This is a genomic window from Burkholderia sp. WSM2230 (genome assembly GCF_000472445.1).
Taxonomy (GTDB): Bacteria; Pseudomonadota; Gammaproteobacteria; order Burkholderiales; family Burkholderiaceae; genus Paraburkholderia.
On record NZ_AXAJ01000006.1, the window covers coordinates 177344 to 195907 of the forward strand.

At 64.2% G+C, this 18564-nt stretch carries 16 protein-coding genes; 2 read left to right on the top strand and 14 right to left on the bottom strand.

Annotation, left to right across the window (positions count from 1 at the left end):
- Window positions 1-13: 13 nt before the first annotated feature.
- The 8 genes from A3AC_RS0114335 to A3AC_RS0114370 form a co-directional block, all read right to left on the bottom strand.
- Window positions 14-949: a sugar kinase gene (locus tag A3AC_RS0114335; protein WP_025599631.1), complete on the bottom strand. Its 936-nt coding sequence runs from the start codon at window positions 947-949 to the stop codon at window positions 14-16.
- Window positions 950-952: 3 nt separating this feature from the next.
- Window positions 953-2344, bottom strand: a complete 1392-nt coding sequence (gene rimO / locus A3AC_RS0114340; RefSeq protein ID WP_025599633.1) for a 30S ribosomal protein S12 methylthiotransferase RimO — start codon at window positions 2342-2344, stop codon at window positions 953-955.
- A gap of 323 nt (window positions 2345-2667) precedes the next feature.
- The gene (phaR, locus tag A3AC_RS0114345; protein ID WP_025599635.1) at window positions 2668-3270 is read right to left on the bottom strand and encodes a polyhydroxyalkanoate synthesis repressor PhaR; all 603 of its coding nucleotides are present in this window, start codon (window positions 3268-3270) and stop codon (window positions 2668-2670) included.
- Between the two features lie 128 nt (window positions 3271-3398).
- Complete coding sequence (locus A3AC_RS0114350) at window positions 3399-4139, bottom strand: 3-ketoacyl-ACP reductase (RefSeq protein ID WP_025599636.1); 741 nt, start codon at window positions 4137-4139, stop codon at window positions 3399-3401.
- A gap of 248 nt (window positions 4140-4387) precedes the next feature.
- Window positions 4388-5569: an acetyl-CoA C-acetyltransferase gene (locus tag A3AC_RS0114355; protein WP_025599638.1), complete on the bottom strand. Its 1182-nt coding sequence runs from the start codon at window positions 5567-5569 to the stop codon at window positions 4388-4390.
- Between the two features lie 115 nt (window positions 5570-5684).
- Entirely contained in the window at window positions 5685-7511 is a 1827-nt protein-coding gene (gene phaC, locus A3AC_RS0114360) for a class I poly(R)-hydroxyalkanoic acid synthase (protein ID WP_025599639.1), read from the bottom strand.
- A 536-nt stretch (window positions 7512-8047) separates the two neighbouring features.
- Entirely contained in the window at window positions 8048-8908 is an 861-nt protein-coding gene (gene pgeF, locus A3AC_RS0114365) for a peptidoglycan editing factor PgeF (protein ID WP_025599641.1), read from the bottom strand.
- The gene (locus tag A3AC_RS0114370; protein WP_025599642.1) at window positions 8905-10182 is read right to left on the bottom strand and encodes an RluA family pseudouridine synthase; all 1278 of its coding nucleotides are present in this window, start codon (window positions 10180-10182) and stop codon (window positions 8905-8907) included. Before A3AC_RS0114370 ends, pgeF begins: the two co-directional genes overlap by 4 nt.
- An 86-nt stretch (window positions 10183-10268) precedes the next feature.
- Between A3AC_RS0114370 and A3AC_RS0114375 the strand changes: the two genes are divergently transcribed.
- Window positions 10269-11081 (top strand): outer membrane protein assembly factor BamD, encoded by an 813-nt coding sequence (locus tag A3AC_RS0114375; protein WP_232231944.1) that lies wholly within the window; start codon window positions 10269-10271, stop codon window positions 11079-11081.
- Window positions 11082-11199: 118 nt separating this feature from the next.
- Here A3AC_RS0114375 and rlmD read toward each other — a convergent pair whose 3' ends face one another.
- The 6 genes from rlmD to surE all read right to left on the bottom strand — a co-directional run bounded on the left by rlmD (window position 11200) and on the right by surE (window position 17409).
- A complete protein-coding gene (gene rlmD, locus A3AC_RS0114380) occupies window positions 11200-12630 on the bottom strand; it encodes a 23S rRNA (uracil(1939)-C(5))-methyltransferase RlmD (protein ID WP_025599645.1) in 1431 nt (476 codons plus the stop codon).
- 89 nt (window positions 12631-12719) lie between these two features.
- Window positions 12720-13496: a 3'-5' exonuclease gene (locus tag A3AC_RS0114385; RefSeq protein WP_025599647.1), complete on the bottom strand. Its 777-nt coding sequence runs from the start codon at window positions 13494-13496 to the stop codon at window positions 12720-12722.
- A gap of 4 nt (window positions 13497-13500) precedes the next feature.
- Entirely contained in the window at window positions 13501-14589 is a 1089-nt protein-coding gene (rpoS, locus tag A3AC_RS0114390; RefSeq protein ID WP_025599648.1) for an RNA polymerase sigma factor RpoS, read from the bottom strand.
- 11 nt (window positions 14590-14600) lie between these two features.
- Window positions 14601-15548: a peptidoglycan DD-metalloendopeptidase family protein gene (locus tag A3AC_RS0114395; RefSeq protein WP_025599649.1), complete on the bottom strand. Its 948-nt coding sequence runs from the start codon at window positions 15546-15548 to the stop codon at window positions 14601-14603.
- 5 nt (window positions 15549-15553) lie between these two features.
- Window positions 15554-16654, bottom strand: a complete 1101-nt coding sequence (locus A3AC_RS0114400) for a protein-L-isoaspartate(D-aspartate) O-methyltransferase (RefSeq protein WP_025599650.1) — start codon at window positions 16652-16654, stop codon at window positions 15554-15556.
- Window positions 16651-17409 (bottom strand): 5'/3'-nucleotidase SurE, encoded by a 759-nt coding sequence (gene surE / locus A3AC_RS0114405; RefSeq protein WP_025599651.1) that lies wholly within the window; start codon window positions 17407-17409, stop codon window positions 16651-16653. Before surE ends, A3AC_RS0114400 begins: the two co-directional genes overlap by 4 nt.
- Window positions 17410-17561: 152 nt before the next feature.
- Here surE and A3AC_RS0114410 point away from each other — a divergent pair, with 152 nt between their 5' ends.
- On the top strand, window positions 17562-18536 hold the full coding sequence (locus A3AC_RS0114410) for an NADPH:quinone oxidoreductase family protein (protein WP_025599652.1): 975 nt from the start codon (window positions 17562-17564) through the stop codon (window positions 18534-18536).
- Window positions 18537-18564: the final 28 nt, after the last annotated feature.

Here is an 18564-nt window from a genome sequence, read left to right on the forward strand (position 1 = left end):
AGGCGCGCGACGCTCAGCCCGCCAGAATCTGTTCGACCGCCGCGCGCGAAGGAATCGGCGCAACCGCGCCATAGCCTTGCGTGGACAGCGCCGCGGCGACGTTCGCATAACGCGCCGCTTCGAATGGATCGTCGCCGTCAACCAGGCGCGCGATGAACGCGCCGCCGAAGCAGTCGCCGGCGCCGGTGGCATCCACGGCATTGACGACGTGGCCCGGCACGACGCGGCGTTCGTCGGGCGTCGCGATGTACGAGCCTTCCTTGCCGAGCTTCAGCGCGACCACGCGCGGGCCGAGGGACAGCAGAAAGTCGACGATCTCGTCGCGGCCCGTCAAACCGGTGAGTTCGGTGACGTCGTCCCAGCTCGGCAGACAGATGTCCGTCTGACGGATCGCTTCGAGCATCACCGCGCGCGCCCGGTGCAGCGGCCACAGCTTCAGCCGCAGATTGGTGTCGAAGCTCACGCGCACGCCGTTGGCGCGGGCATGCGCGATGGCCTCGAGCGCTGCGTCGCATGCGCTCAGGCTGATTGCGAGACTGATGCCCGACAGGTGAATGACCTTGGCTGCGGCGATCGCATCGAGCGGCAAATCATGCGGCGCATAACGGCTCGCCGCGGACCCCGCGCGCAGATAGTCGAACGCGTGGCCGTCTGGACCGTGCGACACGAAATAGACGCCGGTCGACGCATGCGGATCGACGCGCACGAGCGACGTATCCACCTGCTCGCGCTCCCACAGATCGATCAGCAGCCGGCCGAAATGATCCGCGCCGACCGCGGACACAAACCCGGTGCGGGCGTCTTGCCGCGCCGCCGCAACGCAGAAGTTCGACGTATCGCCGCCGAAGCCTTGCAGATACTTCGGCTCGCCTTTCGCCGACTGATTGAACTCAATCATCGCCTCGCCGAGCGCGAGAATCTCCGGGTTAGCGGGCGTGCTCACCGTCATCGTTCAGACCTCGCCCCACAGGTCATGACCGTCCGCGCCGGTGATCCTGACCGAGACGAAATCGCCGACCTTGTAGCGCTTCGAGGCCTTCACGGCCGGCGCGATATACACCACGCCGTCGATCTCGGGTGCGTCGGCAGCCGTGCGGCCGATACCGCCGTCGGCATTGATTTCGTCGACCAGCACCTTGAGCGTCTTGCCGACCTTCTTCGCAATCCGTTTGGCCGACACTTCCTCGGCCACTTTCATGAAGCGCGCGCGGCGCTCTTCGCGCACCTCGTCGGGCAACGCGCCGTCGAGCTCGTTCGCGCTCGCGCCTTCGACCGGCGAATAGGCGAAACAGCCGACGCGATCCAGCTCGGCCTCGCGAATGAAGTCGAGCAGCGTTTGGAACTGCTCTTCGGTTTCACCGGGGAAACCCGCGATGAACGTGCTGCGAATCGTCAGGTCAGGGCACATCTCGCGCCACGCCTTGACGCGCTCCATCACCTTCTCGGCGTTGGCCGGGCGCTTCATGCGCTTGAGCACTTCGGGATGCGCGTGCTGGAACGGCACGTCGAGATACGGCAGCACGTGGCCCTTGTACGGACCCGCCGCCATCATCGGAATGACTTCGTCGACACTCGGATACGGATACACGTAGTGCAGACGCACCCACGCGCCGTATTGCGCGGCCAGTTCGCCGAGCGCGCCCACCAGATCGGTCATGCGCGTTTTCAGCGGCTTGCCGTTCCAGAAGCCGGTGCGATATTTGACGTCCACGCCGTAGGCGCTCGTGTCCTGCGAAATGACGAGCAACTCCTTCACGCCGGACTTGAAGAGATTCTCTGCTTCGAGCATCACTTCCGCGACCGGACGCGAGACGAGATCACCGCGCATCGACGGAATGATGCAGAACGTGCAGCGGTGATTGCAGCCTTCGGAAATTTTCAGGTACGCGTAGTGACGCGGCGTAAGCTTCACGCCCGCGGCCGGCACCAGATCGACGAACGGATCGTGCGGCTTCGGCAGATGGATATGCACATGCTGCATGACTTCGCCGAGCGCATGCGGGCCGGTCACGGCCAGCACTTTGGGATGCACTTCTTCGATAAGACCGGAGCCGCTCGCGCTCTTCTTCGCGCCCAGGCAGCCGGTCACGATCACCTTGCCGTTTTCGTTCAGCGCCTCGCCGATGGCGTCCAGGCTTTCCTGTACCGCTTCGTCGATAAAACCGCAGGTATTGACGACCACAAGGTCCGCGCCGTCATATGTGCCTGAAATCTCGTAGCCTTCGGCGCGCAACTGCGTGATGATCTGCTCGGAGTCGACCAAGGCTTTCGGGCAGCCAAGGCTAACGAACCCGACCTTCGGACTGGACGGCGTGGGCGAGGTGGAGGGAGTGGTCTGCGACATAGGTGAATCCGGCGTATAGCGATGACGTGGCGACAAGGGAGCGACGGGGACGGCGCGGCAACGGGTGACAAAAGCGTGGCGACAGCGTGGCAAAGGCGGCGCGGCAAAAGCGCGGCAACAAAACCGGCTTGAATGACCGCAACCGCCCGCACTGATGATGCGGCGGGCCGCGCACGCAACCCGCTATTGTACCGCGCGCAGCCCACCCTGCTCCGCACAGGCCTCGCGCCTGCCGTACGCCCGCACCGCTATCGCACCGGCACCGGACTCGCACCGCGACTTGTGCCGCAAGCCACGCGGCAAACCACGCCGGCAAGCCTTGCTTACTTCTTCTCCGGCTCGGGATTCGGCTGTGGATTGGCGGGCACCGTGGAATTCGCGCCGCCCGGCGCAAACGGGAAGGTCGCGAACATCGACTTCGCCTGGTTCTGCATCTGCTCCTGCATCTGCACGAACATGTTCTTCGACTGCTCGATGTAGCTCGTCATCATGCCCTGCATCATCGGCGCCTGCATGTTCATGAACTGCGACCAGACCTCCGGGTTCATCGCCTTGCCTTCGTACAGGTTCTTCGACTGGTCGGCGAGCTTCGCCTGGATGTCGATGAAAGCCTGGATGTTCTTCTCCAGATACGTGCCCATCATGCCCTGCATCGCATGGCCGTAGAAACGGATGATCTGCGAGAGCATCGACGAAGAGAACATCGGCAAGCCGCCGCTTTCCTCCTCGAGAATGATCTGCAGCAGGATCGCGCGCGTCAGGTCCTCGTTGCTCTTCGCATCGATAACCTTGAAATCCTCCTGGTCCAGCACGAGCTGTTTCACATCCGTCAGCGTGATGTACGTGCTTGTCTCGGTATCGTAGAGCCGCCGATTCGGATATTTCTTGATCAGTCGTTCGGCTGCTTTCTTTGTAGTAGTAGTCATGTAACGCCTTTGAGCGCAAGTAGAGCGCGGACGGCGTACCGGCTGCGCAATCGGGCACTTGCGCAACCGGGACGCCGCCGGAACCATCCGAGCGGGACGCGCTGCCTTGTGAGCGGCGCGTCGCTAGCTCAGCCCATATGCAAACCGCCGTTAAGCGAAAAATCCGCACCCGTCGCAAAACCCGATTCTTCCGACGCGAGCCACGCCACGATCGAACCGATTTCATCAGGCCGGCCGAGGCGGCGCACCGGAATCGTCGCAACGATTTTTTCCAGCACGTCGGGACGGATCGCCTTGACCATGTCCGTGCCGATGTAGCCCGGCGACACGGTGTTGACCGTCACGCCCTTGGTGGCCACTTCCTGCGCGAGCGACATCGTGAAGCCGTGAATGCCGGCCTTCGCGGTCGAATAGTTGGTCTGGCCAAACTGCCCCTTCTGCCCGTTCACCGACGAAATATTGATGATGCGGCCAAAACCGCGCTCGACCATGCCGTCGATCACCTGCTTCGTGACGTTGAAGAGGCTGGTCAGGTTGGTGTCGATCACCGCGGTCCAGTCTTCGTGCGTCATCTTGCGGAACACGACGTCGCGCGTAATGCCCGCGTTGTTCACCAGCACGTCGATCTCGCCGACTTCAGCCTTGACCTTGTCGAACGCGGCCTTGGTCGATTCCCAGTCGCCGACGTTGCCTTCCGAGGCGACGAAGTCGAAGCCTAGCGCCTTCTGCTCGTCGAGCCACTTCACACGGCGCGGCGAATTCGGGCCGCAGCCCGCGATGACCTTGTAGCCTTCCTTGTGCAGGCGCTGGCAAATGCTCGTGCCGATGCCGCCCATGCCGCCCGTTACATACGCAATTCGCTGTGTCATAACCTAGACTCCGTTGTCGTTCTTGAGGCGCCGGCCGGCTGCCCCAACCGGCTACCTCTACCCTCGCCTGATGCTTGTCCATACTGCCGCCGGGCGACCGGCCGGCGAGGCCGCCGCTGTCAACGGCGAACCGCGTGCGGCCTCCACCTTGCGGGACGGCGCGCCGCTTTCGCGGCGTGCACACCGCATGTACACCGCATGCACACCTTGTGAGGCGCCCGCAAGCGCTCCGGGTGCGCGCGTCGTCGTCAAACGCGCTCGACCGCGAGCGCCACGCCCATGCCGCCGCCGATGCACAGCGAAGCCAGACCCTTCTTCGCATCGCGCTTCTGCATTTCGTGCAGCAGCGTGACGAGAATCCGGCAGCCGGATGCGCCGATCGGATGGCCGATCGCAATCGCGCCGCCGTTCACGTTGATCTTCGACGTGTCCCAGCCCATCTGCTTGTGCACGGCGAGCGCCTGGGCGGCGAACGCCTCGTTGATCTCCATCAGGTCGAGGTCGTTCACGCTCCAGCCCGCACGCTCCAGACAGCGTTTGGACGCCGGCACGGGACCCATGCCCATCACCTTCGGATCGACACCCGCGTTCGCGTAGGCCTTGATGCGCGCGAGCGGCGTGAGGCCGAGCGCCTCCGCCTTCTTCGCGGACATGACGAGCACCGCCGCGGCACCGTCGTTCAGACCGGACGCATTGGCCGCCGTGACCGTGCCTTCCTTCGAGAAAGCCGGCTTGAGGCCTGCCAGCGACTCAGCGGTCACGCCGTGACGCACGAACTCGTCGGTGGCGAAACGCAGCGGGTCACCCTTGCGTTGCGGAATCTCGATCGGCACGATTTCGTCGTCGAAACGGCCCGACTTTTGCGCGGCTTCCGCCTTGTTCTGCGACAGCGCGGCAAACGCGTCCTGCTGTTCGCGCGTAATGTCGAACTCCTTGGCGACGTTCTCCGCCGTCACGCCCATGTGATACTGGTTGTACACGTCCCACAGGCCGTCGACGATCATCGTGTCCACGAGCTTCGCGTCGCCCATGCGGAAGCCGTCGCGCGAGCCCGGCAGCACGTGCGGCGCGGCGCTCATGTTTTCCTGGCCGCCGGCGATCACGATGTCCGCGTCGCCCGCAATGATCGCGTTGGCCGCGAGCATTACGGCCTTCAGGCCGGAGCCGCACACCTTGTTGATCGTCATGCCGGGCACCGCGCTAGGCAGTCCCGCCTTGATCAACGACTGGCGCGCCGGATTCTGGCCCGAACCTGCCGTCAGCACCTGACCCATGATGACTTCGCTCACCTGCTCGGGCTTCATGCCCGCGCGTTCGAGCACCGCGCGAATCACAGTCGCGCCGAGTTCGGGTGCGGCGATCTTCGCCAGCGACCCGCCGAATTTGCCCACTGCCGTACGGGCGGCCGATACGATCACAACATCAGTCATTTCCATATCCTCCGGGCTTACCGGTCGATCAGACCGCGGCCCGTCAAGTTAAAAATCTCGTTGCTCGTGAAATAGCCAGCTTGTTTGCTTCCTTGCGCATGGTTCGGGCGGACGACTATTCGCGCTGCCGCACATAGCGGCCAGGCGCCGGCTCGATGACCGGGAATTCCTCCGAACCGGCCGTGGCGCGCGGCTTGATTTTCCGGCCGCCATACTGATCGAGCCATGTGGTCCACTCGGGCCACCAGCTTCCAGGTACTTCCTTTGCGTCGCCAAGCCATTCGTCCGGGTCTTCCGGCAAGGTCTTGACGTCGCCTTCGAGCGTCCAGTAACTGCGCTTCTTTTTCGCGGGCGGATTGATCACGCCGGCGATATGACCCGACGCGCCGAGCACGAACTTCAACGGCCCGGTGAGGAGCGGCGCCGACGCATAGGCCGATTGCCACGGCACGATGTGGTCTTCGCGCGAACCGTAGATGAAGGTGGGGACGTCGATCTTCGACAGGTCGACCGGCTCGCCGCAGGTGGTCACCGCATTGGGCTCGCGCAGACGGTTTTCGAGGTACGTGTTGCGCAGATACCAGACGTACATGGGACCCGGCAGGCTGGTGGAGTCGCTATTCCAGTACAGCAGGTCGAACGGTACCGGCGTGCGTCCCTTCAGATAATTGTCGACGACGTAGTTCCACACGAGGTCGTTTGGACGCAGGAACGAAAACGTGTTCGCGAATTCGATGCCGCGCATGAGTCCCGGCGGCGCGCCGTTCTTGCCGCCGATGGTCTGCTCGCGCATCTGCACGTGCGCCTCGTCGACGAAGATGTCGAGCACACCGGTGTCCGAAAAGTCGAGCATCGCGGTAAGCAGCGTCATCGACGCAGCCGGGTGTTCGCCGCGCGCCGCCGCCACTGCGAGCGCCGTTGCGAGCAGTGTGCCGCCGACGCAGAAGCCGAGCGTATTGATCTGCTCGCGGTTGCTGATCTTGCTGACCGTTTGGATGGCCGTGAGCACGCCTTCGCTCACGTAGTCGTCCCACGTTTTGTGCGCGATGGACGCGTCGGCATTGCGCCACGAAATGAGGAACACCTGGTGCCCCGAATCGAGCGCATGAGCGACGAGCGAGTTCTCCGGCTGCAGATCGAGGATGTAGTACTTGTTGATGCAAGGCGGCACGATGAGAAGCGGCCGCTCGCGCACGGTCGCCGTGCGCGGCTTGTACTGGATCAGCTGGATCAGGTCGTTTTCGAACACGACCGAGCCTTCGGTGGTCGCAAGATTTTCCCCGACCACAAAGCGCGATTCGTCCGTCTGTGAAATCTTGCCCCGCTGCATGTCGGCGAGCAGATTCATCACGCCCTGGCGCAAGCTCTCGCCCTGGCTCTCGAGCAAGGTCTTCTGCGCTTCCGGATTCAACGCGAGGAAATTGCTCGGCGATGCGGCGGCCGTCCATTGCTGAACCGCGAAGCGGATGCGCTCCCGCACCTTCGGTTCGGCTTCGAGCGCGTCGACCATTTCCTGCAGATAGCGCGCGTTCAGCAGATACCACGCGGCGGTGAATGCGAAGGCCGGCGTCGCACTCCATGCGTCGGAGCTGAAACGGCGATCCTTGAGTTCGGGCGCCTTCGGCGCGGCGCTGCCGCCCGCCTGCTGCAGCAGCACCATCGCTTCACGCGTGTAGTCGGCTTGCAGTTTCTGCAGACGTTCAGGCGGAATTGCCGCCGACGGCAAGTTGAAACCGGCGAGAGACGGCATCGCGGGAATTGCGGCCGCCGCGAGTTTGCTGAAGTCAGGCATGCCAGGAAACGACGGCATGGGCGGCAGGCTCCAGGGTGCGGCGCCCGGCACCGGTGGGACCTGCGGCATGGCGAACGGCGCGCCGTTGCTGCCGGCCGCTGAGCCGAGGGAACGCCATGCGTTTAACCATGCGTCGAAAAATTGCTGCATGCCCGCGGCCGGTGTTGCGCCGCTCGTGCCGGCCTGCTGCGTTTGCTCCTTCGAGGAGTCGGTGCTGGGGGAAGCTGAGGAATGAGAAGCTGCCATACCTGCTTTTGACCGGTAAGTCCTTGCGGACGGTTGAGAGGCAGGTTCTTGCGCACGTGGGCGATCGCTCGCGACCTCGTCACGCCCTGTCCCATGTACGAGGAGCTGTGAGGAACATTCTTGCTCCCCATCGCAAGGCATGTCAATGCTTGTTCCCGATTTTGCCGCAGTGCGATAGTTTTTTAATTATCGTTTTCCCTGTATGACGCACAGGCGTTTTCGGACATATGTCAACTGAATGGCGGATCGCGAAAAAACGCGGTATGGCCGCGCTTAATTCACATTTATTCGTCGCCGCAGCTAACTTCCGGATGGCCGGTCCCGTTGCATACGGGGCTTTCCCGCGATGCAGCAAAAACGCGCGACGGCGTGCGCGAACAGATCCCGCATGAGCGATGCTTGCCGCAACGATTTGCACACCGCCGAACACTCTTTGCGTGTCAGTCGCCGAGTGTCTGCGCGTGGTCGTCCAGCCAGATCAGCGCGGCCATGCGCCCCGTCTCGCGGTCGCGGCGGTACGAATAGAAGCGCTCGCGGTCGCTGACCGTGCACAGATCTCCGCCCTCGATGCGCGTAACGCCGAGCCGCTGCAAGCGCAGGCGAGCCAGCGCCGGAAGATCCGCGTGGTATTTGCCGGCGTTGCGCGGATGCGCGACGAACGCGGCTGCGGTGGCATCGCGTTCGTTCTCGCTTGCGGCATGCATGAAGGCGTCGCGCACATCGGTCCCGACCTCGAACGACTCAGGTCCGATGCACGGTCCGAGATAGGCATGCAACCCGTTCGCCTGCACGCCGGCGAGTTCGGCGACACGTCCGGCCGTCTGCTCGACGATGCCTGCCGCGAGTCCGCGCCATCCCGCATGCGCGGCACCCACCGCGCGCCCTGCCTCGTCGCACAGAAGCACCGGCATGCAGTCCGCCACCATCACCACGCAGGCGAGGCCCGCGCGGTCGGTGACGCTCGCGTCCGCTTGCGGCGGCGCGCCGTTAGCCTGTGCTTCGCTAAGCGCGTCTTCGGCGCGCAGAATGTGCGCGCCGTGCACCTGCGCGAGCCAGGCCGCCTCGCTCACGCCGGCGAGCGCGAGAAGCCGCGCGCGATTGGCCGCGACCGCGGCCGGATCGTCACCGGACTTCATCCCCAGATTGAGGCCGCCGGGCTGGTCCGCGCCGTCCTGCCAGCGGCCGAACGGCGGCTCGCTTACGCCGCCGCTGCGCGTGGTGACGAGCGCGCGTACGCGCGGCGCGACGTTCCATGCGGGTTGCACGACGTCGGCAAAAGTCAGTTCGGGCAGGCTCGTCATGCGCGGTCGTCCTCGTCTTGCTGGGGGTGATGGGCAGCGTCGTCGTCTTCTTCGTACTCGTCGAGCTCGATCAGCTCGTCGCCCGGCGCCGCTTCATAGCCGTCTTCCTCATAGTACGTCTCGTCGAATTCGCCTGCATCGTCGCGACCGAGGCCGAGCGCCGCCGACAGCGTCGCCATGTCTTCCGGCACGTCCGCGCGCCATTGCATCGTGCGGCCGGTTTTCGGATGAATCAGGCCGAGGCGCCACGCGTGCAGCGCCTGGCGCGCGAACTCGCCCGGCAGCGGCGTCACCGAACGCTTGCCCCGCACGCGCCCATACACCGGATCGCCAAGCAGCGGATGGCCGATATGCGCGCAGTGCACGCGAATCTGATGCGTGCGGCCGGTTTCGAGATCGCAGTGAATCGCGGTCACCGGCTGCCGTTGCCAGATTGCCGTATCGACACGCCGGAAATGCGTGCGCGCCGGTTTGCCCGACGCGCCCGTCACTACCGCCATGCGCGTGCGCTCGCGCGGATCGCGGCCGATCGGCGCGTCGATCGTGCCTTCTTCCGGCATGCTGCCCCACACCAGCGCGAGGTAGCGGCGCTTCACCGTGCGCGCCTGCAACTGGCGCACGAGGTCGGTTTGCGCCTCGAGCGTACGCGCGACCACCATCAACCCGGAGGTCTCCTTGTCGAGCCGATGCACGATGCCCGCGCGCGGCAAGCCCGCCGCCGCGTCGCCGTAACGGTACAGCAGACCGTTCAGCACGGTACCGCTCCAGTTGCCGGCCGCCGGATGCACGACCATGCCGGCCGGCTTGTTGATGACGACGAGCGTGTCGTCCTCGTAGACGATCTCGAGCGGCACCGGCTCCGGCGTGAAGGCGAGCTGCTCGGGTAGCAGGTCGGGCACAAGCTCGATGGTTGCGCCGAGCGGCACCGGCTGGCGAATCTTTGCCGGCTTGCCGTCGATCCGCACGCGCTCGGCCTCGATCCAGCTTTGCAGACGGTTGCGCGAGAATTCGGGGAAAAGGCGCGCGATCACCTTGTCGAGGCGCTCGCCCGCCAGTTCGTCGGGCACGACGACAGTGCGCGGCGTTTCGTCTGCGACGCGATTGGCCACCGTCGGCACAGTGCCCGCCAGCGCGGCCGTGCCGAGTGCCTCGGCGCCGAGGTCGTCGTCGAGCGAATCGGGGCCTAACGCGTCGGCGGGGTCGGCGCTTACGTTATAATCTTCGTTGCTATTCCGGGCACCGGTTGCAGCGCCTGGAGTATTTGAGCGGGTCATTGAGTCTGGGTCACCTGGACGTAAAGCTAGACTGGAAAATGCGAGCCTTGAACACCATCACTAAAGCGGCGATCAATTTGAAGGCCATGAAGAGCGCGGCCCGGAAAGTGGCCGGATACATTGCGTGTGCCGCAGCCGTCGCGGTTGTTGCGGCTTGCCACGGCCTGCCGGAGAAGACCGACGAAACGGCAACGTGGAACAACAACAAATTATATACGGAGGCGAACGACGCCCTGAGCGGTGGCGACTTCGGCAAGTGCGCGAAATACTTCGAAATGCTCGAGGGCCGGGACCCGTTCGGCCACTTCGCCCAACAGGCGCAGATCAACGTTGCCTACTGCAACTGGAAAGACAATGAAACCGCGGCCGCAGACCAGGCTATCGACCGCTTCATCCAGCTGCACCCGGATCATCCGGACATCGCCTATGCGTACTACCTGAAGGGCATGATCCACTTCAACGACGACCTGGGTCTCTTCGGCCGCTTTTCCGGCCAGGACATGAGTGAGCGCGATCCAAAATCGCTGCGCGAGTCGTATGACGCGTTCAAGGTCGTGGTCGACAAATACCCGAACAGCAAATACGCGCCGGACGCCGCGCAACGCATGCGCTACATCGTGAACGCGCTGGCGTCGCACGAAGTTCATGCGGCGGACTACTACTACCGCCGCGGCGCTTATGTGGCCGCGATCAATCGCGCGCAACTCGCGTTGAAGGAATACAAGAACGCGCCGGCCATTGAAGACGCGCTGCACATCATGATGCTGTCGTATCAGAAGCTGAACCAGCCGCAACTTGCTGACGACACAAAGCGCGTGCTCGCCGGCACTTTCCCCGACAGTCCTTACGTCACGGGCCGTGCAAGGCCGGGCAAGGAAAAATCGTGGTGGCAGTTCTAAGCCGCGCGCCGGCTTGAAAACCGGCGAGACATTGCTTCAAAACAAAACGCCACGACTTCACAGTCGTGGCGTTTTGCTTTGTGCGTGAGCGCGAAGCGCGTGCGCGCGGCGCCTGCAATCAGTCGCGCTCGAACAGCGCAATCGACTCCACATGCGACGTGTGCGGGAACATATTGACGACGCCCGCGCCCACCAGCCGGTAGCCCGCTTCGTGCACGAGCAGGCCGGAGTCGCGGGCAAGCGTGGACGGATTGCACGACACGTAGACGATGCGCGTGGGCAGCGGCCCATTGCCGCTCTGCGCGATGTCGGCCAGCGCCTTCGCGACGGCCAGCGCGCCTTCACGCGGCGGATCGATCAGGAACTTGTCGAAGCGACCGAGCGCGCGGATATCGTCAGCGGTGACTTCAAACAGATTACGGCAGGCAAACGACGTATGCCCCGCAACGCCGTTCAGTTCCGCGTTCGCCAGCGCGCGTGAAGTCAGCACTTCGCTGCCCTCGATACCCACCACCTCTTTCGCGATACGCGCGAGCGGCAGCGTGAAATTGCCGATCCCGCAGAAAAGATCGAGCACGCGGTCCGTGCGCGCGGGTGCCAGCAAGCGCAGCGCGCGGCTCACCAGCACGCGGTTGATCGCGTGATTGACCTGCGTGAAGTCGGTCGGCTTGAACGGCATGCGAATGTCGTATTCGGGCAGCGTGTAGTCGAGCTGCACGTCAAGCGGATACAGCGGCGTAACCGTGTCCGGCCCGCCGGGCTGAATCCAGAACTGCACCTTGTGCTCGTCGGCGAACTCGCGCAGCACCTGCTCGTCGGCCTCGGTCAAAGGCTCGAGGTTGCGCACCACCAGCGCGGTCACCGACGAACCGACCGCCAGTTCGAGCTGCGGCATGCGGTCGTAAATCGAGAGCTTGCGCACCATGAAGCGCAGCGGCATCAGCATGGCAGACACATGTGGCGGCAGCACTTCGCAGGTTTTCATGTCCGCGATATAGCTGCTCTTCTTCTCGTGAAAGCCGATGCGCATGCCGCCCTTTTCCGGCAGAAAACGCACCGCGAGACGCGCGCGATAGCGATAGCCCCAGGCCGGTCCGTGAATCGGCCGGAACACCGTTTCGGGGCGCAGTTTCGCGAGATGCTGAAGATTGTCTTCGAGCACGCGCTGCTTGACCGCGACCTGCGCGCGAATGTCGAGATGCTGCATCGAGCAGCCGCCGCAAATATCGAAGTAAGTGCATTTCGGCGCGGTGCGCAGCACGCTTTCGCGGAACACCTGAACGACTTCGGCCTGCTCGAACTTCGGCTTGCTGCGATGCGTCGAGTAGCTCACGCGCTCGCCGGGCAGCGCGCCTTCTACGAAAATCACCTTGCCGGGCGTGCCGTCCTCGGTCTCCAGGCGGCCGACCCCGCGCGCTTCCATATCGAGTGAAACAATTTCGACGACCGGCTCATTGCCGGTAGGAACGAGCGGCGCAGCCGCAACGGGCGCCTTGTGGTATCTGGACGGGCGCTTCGGCGAGCGGCGGTGGGGAGCAGTTCGGGACACCTGCGACTTCCTGACAAACTTGGGAAAGGCGAGATTGTAGACGAAGCCGGCGCGCACGACGCCTTGGCCCCGTGCACACAGCGGCACTGCTACTGATCGAACGCCGCCAGATATTCCGCCCATTGCGGCGCGGTTTCGAGCGCCAGAGCGTTCTTCACCAGATTGATCTCATCAGCATACTCCGCGGCGGAGAACCCGCCGCGAATCAACTGGAAGCGGCAATAGAGCAGATACGTATTCACGACGTCCGTCTCGCAGTAGTTGCGGATTTCCTCGATGCGCCCTTCCTGATACGCGTGCCACACCTGGCTGCCGTCCATGCCCATCTTGCCCGGAAAGCCGCACATTTTCGCGAGCGCGTCGAGCGGCGCGTTGGCGCGCGCCTGGTACATGGCGAGCACGTCCATCAGATCTGTGTGACGCGCGTGGTAGCGGCTAATGTAGTTGTTCCACTTGAACTCGCGGTCGTCCTCGCCGAGATCCCAGAACCGGTAAGCCGGAATGCCGTTGACGAGCGCACGGTAGTTCAGCACCGGCAGGTCGAAGCCGCCGCCGTTCCATGAGACCAGTTGCGGCGTGTACTTCTCGATCACGCGATAAAACGACTGCACGAGCGCCGCTTCGCCGTCTTCGGGCGTACCGAGCGAGCGCACGCGAAAGCCATTGTTGTCGCGGAACACGCAGGAAATCGCGGCGATACGTTGCAGGTGATGCGGCAGAAAATCGCTGCCGGTTTTCTCGCGACGCGCGGCGAACGCATGTTCAGCGACTTCGGCGTCGCTCATCGTGGCGGGCAAATCTTCGAGACGGCGGATGCCGGCGACATCGGGAATCGTCTCGATGTCGAAAACTAGAATGGGTGTCATCAAATCAGAGTACGGCGTCTTTCCGAACGCCGTTGGAGGCGAAGAAGCGCTTTAACCGCACGAGCGCTTCCTGTTGGATCTGGCGCACACGCTCGCGCGTGAGGCCCATTTCGTCGGCCAGCTCTTCGAGCGTGGCGGGTTCGATATGGTTGAGACCGAAGCGGCGCTCGATCACGTGGCGATGCTTGTCCGACAGGCGCGCAAGCCACGCACGCGTAAGCGTTTCGAGCTCGCGATGCTGAACCTCCGCATCGGGCGACTGGCTCTGGTCGTCCGACAACAGATCGAGCAGACTGCTGGCCGGATCGAGATCGAGCGGCGCGTCGAGCGAGGCCGTGTGCTCGTTGAGCGCCAGAATGTCCGTGACTTCGTCGGTGGTCTTGCCGGTCAGATAAGCGATGTCGTCGATGCTGGCGTCGCGGCGCTCGGCGGCTTCGCCCGAATTCATCGAATTTTTTTCCAGATGGCGCTTCGCCCGCAGCACCTGATTGAGCTCGCGAATCACGTGCACCGGCAAGCGCACGGTGCGCGCCTGGTTCATGATCGCGCGCTCGATGCTCTGTCGGATCCACCAGGTCGCGTAAGTAGAAAACCGGAAGCCGCGTGTAGGATCGAATTTCTCGATGGCATGCATCAGGCCAAGGTTGCCCTCTTCGATCAGATCGAGAAGCGGCACGCCGCGATTCAGATAACCCTTAGCGATGCTGACGACAAGCCGCAGATTGCGCTCGATCATGACCTGCCGCGCTTCGAACTCGCCTGCCTTCGCGAGACGCGAGTATTTCTGCTCTTCCTCGACAGTGAGGAGCGGCTTCACGCTGATGCGGTTCAGATAGTGCTGGATCGTGTCGGCCGTCAGCTCGGCTTGCAGCAGCGCGCGGAAGTCGTCCGCGTCGGGTACCACCTCGCTTGCGCCCTCGCGCGCGTCGCCGGCCTCGCCGCCTTCTTCCGCGCCCTGACGGTCGTCGAGCTCGCGGTCCTCCGCAAGCTCTTCTTCCGTTTCCGAAGCGCCGCTGTCGTCCACCGAAGCGGACGTGGCATCGCTGATCGTTTCAGATTCGGCTTGCGGCAGGCGGCGCTTCGATTTCGGCATGGTCGTATCGCTTATTGCGGCGGCAAATACTTCAGTGGGTCGACAGGTTTACCCTGCCGGCGAACTTCGAAATGCAACATGACGCGGTCTGAATCGCTGTTACCCATCTCGGCGATTTTCTGCCCTTTCGTTACCGCGTCCCCCTCTTTTACCATCAAAGCACGGTTGTGTGCATACGCGGTGAGATAAGTTGCGTCATGCTTGATGATAATGAGATTGCCGTAACCACGCAGCCCATTTCCGGCATAAACCACGCGGCCGTCTGCGGACGCCTTGACCGCTTCGCCCGCCGAGCCGCCGATATTGACGCCTTTGTTTGTCGAATCGTTAAAGGTGCCGAGCAGCGGGCCGCGCACAGGCCAGGAGAAGTTCGTATTGCCAGACGCGCCGGCATTCGAATCGCTTGCTGCAGCGGCGCCCGACGGGGGCGTGAGCGCGGCATTGCTCGTGCTCGAACCGTAGATGGGCGGCGCGGCAACGCCGGCTGCGGCACCTGTTGACGGCGCCGTGCCATTGAGCGGCGCCGATTGCACTGCGCCATTGCTGCCAATCGGCGCAGTCGCGACACCCGGCGTCAACGCCGCGGTGTTCGCGCCTGGCGGCACCACGCGCAGCAGTTGATCGACCTCGATCTGATTCGGGTTCGTGAGGTTGTTCCACGCGGAAATGTCGCGGTAGTTCTGGCCGTTCTCAAGTGCGATCCGATACAGCGTGTCGCCCGGCTTCACACGATAGTAGCCAGGCGGCGGCGGTCCGAGCGGCGCCGCGGGTTGTTGCCCGGCTTGGGCCGCTTGCGTGCCGAGCACGTTGCCGCCGGAGCGGTCGACGACCGGCGCCTGATCGAGCCGGGATGCACAGGCTGTCATCAACAGGGACAAGGCGAGCACGCACACGCTACGCTGGGTTACGGACAAGGGGATATTCAGACTGGTTCTTTGCATCGCGCGCAACATACTCATCGGTGTCAAATCACTCCGGATTTTAAGGGTACAAAGAAAACGCGATCAAGCTGCGACTCGCGCCATTGCGCCGGCCCGAGACGCTCGACCAGCGTCAGCACCTGGCTTTGGCCTTCCTGCGAGCCGACCGGCGCGATCAGGCGGCCGCCTATCGCGAGTTGTTCAAGTAATGCTTGCGGTACGTCGAGGCCCGCCGCCGCGATCAGGATCGCGTCGAAAGGCGCCGCCGAGGGCAGCCCTAAGCGTCCGTCGCCATAGTGCAGCCGGATGTTCGGAATTCGCAGCGGACGCAAGTTTGTCTTCGCGCGCTCCGACAACGGCTTGATGCGCTCGATCGAATACACCTCGCGCGCGACCTGGCTCAGCACCGCCGCCTGATAACCGCAGCCGGTACCGATTTCGAGGACGTTGTTCAGCGCGCGGCCGGCCGCGGCGAGTTCGATCATGCGCGCGACCACCGACGGCTTCGAGATGGTCTGGTGATGCCCGATAGGCAGCGCAGCATCTTCATACGCCTGAACCGCGAGCCCGGGATCGACGAACATATGACGCGGCACCACGGACATCGCGCTCAACACGCGCTGATCGGTGACGCCGTTCGCACGCAGGCGTTCGACCATGCGTTCGCGAACCCGTTCCGAGGTCAATGCCATTGCGTGGTTCAAAGCCACGTTCGGCGCGCTGCTGCGCTCATTTGGCCGCGCCGTCGCGGACTTCGCCTGCGAAGCGGACGGCGCTGTGCTCTTGCTCACCGTTCGCGCGGGCGACGACACTGCGGCGGGAGTCGCGGACAAAGGGCGCGCTGCGCTCGCGTGCTGCACGACGGGCCGAGGCGGTGTCTTTGCCGCAGGCGCGGCAAGCGGCTTGGGCGGCGTCAGCACGGCGGGTCTGGCTGCGACCGGCGCGGGCGCTCTGCCCTGCTTCGGCTGCGCCTTGCCTGCCGAACCTGCTTGCGGATTCTTCGCCGGCTGCTGCCGCGCATTGAGCGCGGCACTCGCGGCAAGCGCCGCCGCGCGCACTTCCCCTGGGCGGCCTTCGGGCCGGCGCGGCTCGCGCACCAGGTCCTCGAGGCCGAGCGGGAAGCGCTTCGCGCGCTCGTTCGTCATGAAGCGCCGCTGCCCGCGCGGGCCCAGTCGTGCGCCGCCGGCAGCATCTGCGTGTGAGTCAGATCGAGTTGCAGCGGCGTGATCGACACATGGCCATTGGCGACTGCGTGGAAATCCGTACCTTCGCTCGCGTCGCGCGCGCTGCCCGACGGGCCGATCCAGTAGATCGGCTCGCCCCGCGGATTCGTTTGGCGGATCACCGGCTGCGACGGATGCCGCTTGCCGAGACGCGTGACGCGCCACTCGCGCAGCTGCTCGTACGGCAGATTCGGAATATTGACGTTCAGAAGCGGATGCCCCGGCAGCGGATGCGCGAGGTAATGCGCGACGATCTCGGCGGCGACACGAACTCCGTCTTCGAGATGAACCCAGTCTTTATCGACGAGCGAAAACGCGATGGCCGGCACGCCGAACATGATGCCTTCAGTAGCCGCAGCGACGGTACCCGAATAGAGCGTGTCCTCGCCCATGTTCTGGCCGTTGTTGATGCCCGATACGACGAGGTCGGGCGTGTGGTCGAGCATGCCCGTCAGCGCGATGTGCACCGAGTCGGTCGGTGTGCCGTTCACGTAATAGAAGCCATTTGCCGAGCGCAGGACCGACAGCGGCCGCGACAGCGTCAGGGAATTTGACGCGCCGCTGCAATTCTGTTCGGGCGCCATCACGGTCACGTCGGCGAGCGGCTTGAGCGCTTCGTAAAGCGCGGCAAGGCCGGGCGCCAGATAACCGTCGTCGTTGCTGAGTAGGATTCGCATGCGGCGATTGTAACCGAGGAAAGAAGGCGCGCGAACGACAGGCAAGCGTGTTGCGCGGGGCGCGCGAAGCACGTCCGCCGAAGCCCGAGGCGTACGGTCGTGCGCATGCTTTACACTCGAAGCCATTGAGAACCCGATCGAATGGAGACACGATGCGCGCGATTCGCTGCAATCAATACGGGCCGCCCGAGAGCCTCACCGTCGAAGATCTGCCCGATCTCGAGCCGCCGCCAGGGCATGTGGTGATCGACGTGAAGGCCGCCTCCGTCAACTTTCCCGATGTGCTGATCATCGAGAACAAGTACCAGTTCAAGCCGCCGCTGCCCTTCACGCCGGGCTCGGAGGTCGCGGGCATCGTGCGCGCGGTCGGCGCGGGTGTCGCGCAGTTCGCGCCCGGTTCGCGCGTGGTTGCGTTCACGGGCTCCGGCGGTTTCGCGCAGCAGGCGCTCGCGAGCGAGTCGGCTTGTGTGCCGCTCGCGGACGGCATCGACCTTGAACTGGCCGCGGCCTTCACGCTCGCATACGGCACGTCCCATCACGCGGTGGTGGATCGCGGCGCGCTGCAAGCCGGCGAGACGATGCTCGTGCTGGGCGCGGCGGGCGGCGTCGGCCTCGCGGCGGTGGAAATCGGCAAGGCGCTCGGCGCGCGCGTGATCGCGGCGGCGTCGAGCGATGAAAAGCTCGCCGTGTGCGTCAAGCACGGCGCCGACGCGACAATCAATTACACCACCGAAGATCTGCGCGAGCGCATCAAGGCGCTGACCGACGGCAAAGGTCCGGACGTGATCTACGACCCGGTTGGCGGCGTGTATGCGGAGCCGGCGTTTCGCAGCATCGGCTGGCGCGGACGCTATCTGGTGGTCGGTTTCGCGAACGGCGAGATTCCGAAGCTGCCGCTCAATCTGACGCTGCTCAAAGGCGCGAGCGTGGTCGGCGTGTTCTGGGGAGACTTTGCGAAGCGCGAGCCAGAGCGCAATCACGCCGCGTTCCGGCAGATGGTCGGCTGGATCGGAGAAGGTAAGCTGAAGCCGTATGTATCTGCGCGCTATCCACTCGACGAAACGGCGCGCGCGCTGCGCGACATGGCCGAGCGGCGCGTGATCGGCAAGGTGGTGATCACGCCGTAACCCGAGATGCGGCTGCGGGCTGCCGCGC